Consider the following 5,569-nt stretch of genomic DNA (forward strand, 5'->3'; position numbering starts at 1 on the left):
ATGGTTGCGGGGGCAGGATTTGAACCTGCGGCCTTCAGGTTATGAGCCTGACGAGCTACCGGGCTGCTCCACCCCGCGGTGGTTAGGTGGACTGGAAGACCTGGCGGCGACCGACTTTCCCGCGTCTTGAGACGCAGTATCATAGGCGCTGGGGCGTTTCACGGCCGAGTTCGAGATGGGATCGGGTGGATCAATCCCCGCCATGGCCACCAGGTCGTCCAGTCCACCCCTGTGTAGGGGCGTAGAGGGCGTGAGAGGTTGGTGCATGAGTGGTATTGAGCATGCTGTGTGGATGATTGCTGTGCATGTGTGTTGCCTGGCTTTATGGGCCTGGCGGTGTGAGTGAGCCTATTGGGCGATTAGGACCAGTTAGCTGCACGCATTACTGCGCTTCCACATCTGGCCTATCGACGTGATGGTCTATCACGGCCCTTGGGGAGACCTGGTTTTGAGGTGGGTTTCTCGCTTAGATGCTTTCAGCGATTATCCCGTCCAGACTTAGCTACCCGGCTGTGCCGCTGGCGCGACAACCGGTGCACCAGAGGTCTGTTCATCCCGGTCCTCTCGTACTAGGGACAAATCCTCTCAAGTCTCCAACACCCACGGCAGATAGGGACCGAACTGTCTCACGACGTTCTAAACCCAGCTCACGTACCACTTTAATCGGCGAACAGCCGAACCCTTGGGACCTGCTCCAGCCCCAGGATGTGATGAGCCGACATCGAGGTGCCAAACCTCCCCGTCGATGTGGACTCTTGGGGGAGATCAGCCTGTTATCCCTAGAGTACCTTTTATCCGTTGAGCGATGGCCCTTCCACGCGGGACCACCGGATCACTATGGCCGACTTTCGTCTCTGATCGAGCTGTCACTCTCACAGTCAGGCGGGCTTATGCCATTGCACTCAACAGTCGATGTCCGACCGACCTGAGCCCACCATCGCGCGCCTCCGTTACACTTTGGGAGGCGACCGCCCCAGTCAAACTGCCCACCATGCAGGGTCCCGGACCAGGCTTACTGGTCTCGGTTAGACATCAGAAACAGTCAGGGTGGTATTTCAAGGATGGCTCCACCGGAACTGGCGCCCCGGTTTCAAAGCCTCCCACCTATCCTACACAGAATGTCTCTGATGCCACTGCAAAGCTGCAGTAAAGGTTCATAGGGTCTTTCCGTCTGACCGCGGGTACCCCGCATCTTCACGGGGAATTCAATTTCGCTGAGCCGATGCTGGAGACAGCGGGGAAGTCGTTACGCCATTCGTGCAGGTCGGAACTTACCCGACAAGGAATTTCGCTACCTTAGGACCGTTATAGTTACGGCCGCCGTTTACCGGGGCTTCAATTCAGTGCTTGCACACCTCCTCTTAACCTTCCGGCACCGGGCAGGCGTCAGGCCGTATACGTCGTCTCTCGACTTCGCACAGCCCTGTGTTTTTACTAAACAGTCGCTACCCCCTGGTCTGTGCCACCTGCCAATGGTTGCCCACTGACAGGTCTCGCTTATCCCGAAGTTACGCGAGTAATTTGCCTAGTTCCTTCAGCATCGTTCTCTCAAGCGCCTTGGTATTCTCTACCAGTCCACCTGTGTCGGTTTCGGGTACGGTCTATATGCCAGAGCTATTTCCTGGAATGCGCCAAAAGCCGGATCAATCCGATAAGACCCGACAACATATTGCATTCGTCACTTCTGGCAGGCCCGGGAATATTCACCCGGTTTCCATCGACTACGGCTTTCGCCCTCGCCTTAGGGGCCGGCTCACCCTGCGCGGATTAACCTTGCGCAGGAACCCTTGGACTTTCGGCGACAGTGTTTCTCGCACTGTTTGTCGCTACTCATGTCAGCATTCGCACTTCCGATATCTCCAGAGAGGGTCACCCCGTCTCCTTCACAGACCTACGGAACGCTCCGCTACCGCGCACACAATGTGTGCACCCACAGCTTCGGCACGTGGCTTGAGCCCCGTTACATTTTCGGCGCAGGGTTTCTATTAGACCAGTGAGCTATTACGCTTTCTTTAAAGGATGGCTGCTTCTAAGCCAACCTCCTGGTTGTTTTGGAATCCCCACATCCTTTCCCACTTAGCCACGATTTGGGGGCCTTAGCTGGTGGTCTGGGCTGTTTCCCTCTCGACGATGGACCTTAGCACCCACCGTCTGTCTGCCAGGCTAAACTTCCGGGTATTCGGAGTTTGGTTAGGTTTGGTAAGGCTTTGGGCCCCCCTAGCCCATCCAGTGCTCTACCCCCCGGGGTCAACACCTGACGATCTACCTCAATAGATTTCGCGGAGAACCAGCTATCTCCGAGTTTGATTGGCCTTTCACCCCTAGCCACAGCTCATCCCCGACTTTTTCAACAGGCGTGGGTTCGGCCCTCCAGTGCGTGTTACCGCACCTTCAGCCTGGCCATGGCTAGATCACTCGGTTTCGGGTCTTCTGCCAGCAACTCGTCGCCCTATTCAGACTCGCTTTCGCTACGCCTACACCTAACGGCTTAAGCTCGCTGCAAACAGAAACTCGCTGACCCATTATACAAAAGGTACGCCGTCACCCCATAAGAGGCTCCGACTGCTTGTAGGCATCCGGTTTCAGGTCTCTTTCACTCCCCTCGTCGGGGTGCTTTTCACCTTTCCCTCACGGTACTTGTTCACTATCGGTCACCAGGGAGTATTTAGGCTTGGAGGGTGGTCCCCCCATGTTCAGACAGGATTTCACGTGTCCCGCCCTACTCAAGGATCATTCCTGACATTACGCATACGGGGCTATCACCCACTCTGGCCGGACTTTCCATTCCGTTCCGCTTGTTCAAAAATGACCACTGGCCTGTTCCGCGTTCGCTCGCCACTACTAGCAGAATCTCAATTGATGTCTTTTCCTCCAGGTACTGAGATGTTTCAGTTCCCCGGGTTCGCCTCGCAATCCTATGTATTCAGATTGCGATACCCATCGCTGGGTGGGTTGCCCCATTCAGATATCCACGGATCAAAGCCTGCTCGCGGCTCCCCATGGCTTTTCGCAGCGTGCCACGTCTTTCATCGCCTCCTGGTGCCAAGGCATCCACCGAATGCCCTTATCGCGCTCACTCACCACACATGCACAGGAACCATCCACACAGAACATGGACACTCCCGCACATAAGAAAGTGCAGTCATCGAGCACAACATACTCTTCTTCTCATCTGTGAACGCTCATGCCGCACACCCTTAGCACGGAGCACTCCGGTTCCCCGGACCGCTCCACGGGTCAGACCAACCCGGGCGCACGACACGTCCACAGACGCACCAACCTATTCACACTGACAAAGAACAAACATATCGAACCAACACCAGGTGACGCCGCCAGGCAGTCATCACCCCATGCCGATCCAATTCCAATCTCTCCTGCGATGACCCGTCATCCGACCCCCGGCCCTCTCCGTCCCGGCCTCGACACCACGCGGCAACCAAGGGCCACATGGTGGAGGCGGACGGGATCGAACCGACGACCCCCTGCTTGCAAAGCAGGTGCTCTCCCAGCTGAGCTACGCCCCCAAAGGCAAAGGCCACAACACCGGAATGGTGGGCCAGGGAGGACTTGAACCTCCGACCCCACGCTTATCAAGCGTGTGCTCTAACCAACTGAGCTACTAGCCCAAACGGGTTTTTTCATCGCAGGAAGGGATATGTTGACGGCGCCCCGCAGTGCCAAGGCACCATCAGGAAAACCAGACTACTGGCATTCGCCTTCGCTGATCCAACGAAGGACTTTTATCGGAACTCTCCAAACCAGGCCAGTTCCCCAGCCCAATGTCAGAGCGTTTCCTTGAAAGGAGGTGATCCAGCCGCAGGTTCCCCTACGGCTACCTTGTTACGACTTCACCCCAGTCGCTGACCCGACCGTGGTCGGCTGCGCCCTTGCGGTTCGCTCACCGGCTTAAGGTCAAACCAACTCCCATGGTGTGACGGGCGGTGTGTACAAGGCCCGGGAACGTATTCACCGCGGCATGCTGATCCGCGATTACTAGCGATTCCAACTTCATGCACCCGAGTTGCAGAGTGCAATCCGAACTGAGACGGCTTTTTGAGATCAGCTCGGCATCGCTGCCTGGCTTCCCACTGTCACCGCCATTGTAGCACGTGTGTAGCCCAGGACATAAGGGCCATGAGGACTTGACGTCATCCCCACCTTCCTCCGGCTTGTCACCGGCAGTTCCTTTAGAGTGCCCACCCAAACATGCTGGCAACTAAAGGCGAGGGTTGCGCTCGTTGCGGGACTTAACCCAACATCTCACGACACGAGCTGACGACAGCCATGCAGCACCTGTGCAGGAGGTCCCTTGCGGGAAATGAGCATCTCTGCCCACAGCCTCCCCATGTCAAGCCCTGGTAAGGTTCTGCGCGTTGCTTCGAATTAAACCACATGCTCCACCGCTTGTGCGGGCCCCCGTCAATTCCTTTGAGTTTCAACCTTGCGGCCGTACTCCCCAGGCGGTGTGCTTATCGCGTTAACTACGACACTGAGTGGCTAAGCCACCCAACATCCAGCACACATCGTTTACAGCGTGGACTACCAGGGTATCTAATCCTGTTTGCTCCCCACGCTTTCGCGCCTCAGCGTCAGTTATGAGCCAGGTTGCCGCCTTCGCCACCGGTGTTCTTCCCAATATCTACGAATTTCACCTCTACACTGGGAATTCCACAACCCTCTCTCACACTCTAGTCCATACGTATCAAATGCAGCCCCCAGGTTAAGCCCAGGAATTTCACATCTGACTGTCTGAACCGCCTACGCGCCCTTTACGCCCAGTCATTCCGAGCAACGCTAGCCCCCTTCGTATTACCGCGGCTGCTGGCACGAAGTTAGCCGGGGCTTCTTCTACGGGTACCGTCATCATCGTCCCCGTCGAAAGTGCTTTACAATCCGAAGACCTTCTTCACACACGCGGCATTGCTGGATCAGGCTTGCGCCCATTGTCCAATATTCCCCACTGCTGCCTCCCGTAGGAGTCTGGGCCGTGTCTCAGTCCCAGTGTGGCTGATCATCCTCTCAGACCAGCTATCGATCATCGCCTTGGTAGGCCTTTACCCCACCAACTAGCTAATCGAACGCAGGTTCCTCCACAGGCGACTTGCGCCTTTGACCCTCAGGTGTCATGCGGTATTAGCTCCAGTTTCCCGGAGTTATCCCCCACCCATGGACAGATCCCTACGCGTTACTCACCCGTCCGCCACTAACCCCGAAAGGTTCGTGCGACTTGCATGTGTTAAGCATGCCGCCAGCGTTCGCTCTGAGCCAGGATCAAACTCTCAGGTTCATCCCAGATCCCAGACAAAGCCAGAACCCAAAAACGAACAGATCCAAGTCAATCCAGTCTCTCTCACATCCAACCACTCAAACCAAAGGCCCAAGCAATCAAACTCGAAACACTTAAAAACGCATATCCAAAAGACATACGAAAAACAGCATCCCAAGAGAAACCAAAACACCCAGAACAAACCAGATGCCCAATCCTCCTCAACAACCCAACCTAAGCCAGGTCGTCAGAACGCCGCCAACATATCCCTTCCAAACTCTCTCTATTCTATTGTCAAAGATC

3 tRNA genes and 3 rRNA genes are annotated in these 5,569 nt (G+C 56.0%); all 6 read right to left on the reverse strand.

Annotation, left to right across the window (positions count from 1 at the left end):
• Nucleotide 1: 1 nt before the first annotated feature.
• A tRNA-Met gene (locus tag HLH28_RS17630) sits at nucleotides 2-78 on the reverse strand.
• 20 nt (nucleotides 79-98) lie between these two features.
• A 5S ribosomal RNA gene (rrf, locus tag HLH28_RS17635) occupies nucleotides 99-214 on the reverse strand.
• 124 nt (nucleotides 215-338) lie between these two features.
• Nucleotides 339-3,079 (reverse strand): 23S ribosomal RNA (locus tag HLH28_RS17640).
• Nucleotides 3,080-3,448: 369 nt separating this feature from the next.
• A tRNA-Ala gene (locus HLH28_RS17645) sits at nucleotides 3,449-3,524 on the reverse strand.
• A gap of 25 nt (nucleotides 3,525-3,549) precedes the next feature.
• A tRNA-Ile gene (locus HLH28_RS17650) sits at nucleotides 3,550-3,626 on the reverse strand.
• A 172-nt stretch (nucleotides 3,627-3,798) separates the two neighbouring features.
• Nucleotides 3,799-5,287, reverse strand: a 16S ribosomal RNA gene (locus tag HLH28_RS17655).
• The 16S, 23S and 5S rRNA genes sit together here with 3 tRNA genes alongside, the layout of an rRNA operon.
• Nucleotides 5,288-5,569 lie beyond the last annotated feature (282 nt).

The sequence above is a fragment of the Gluconacetobacter tumulisoli genome, from assembly GCF_014174155.1.
GTDB classification, from domain to species: domain Bacteria; phylum Pseudomonadota; class Alphaproteobacteria; order Acetobacterales; family Acetobacteraceae; genus Gluconacetobacter; species Gluconacetobacter tumulisoli.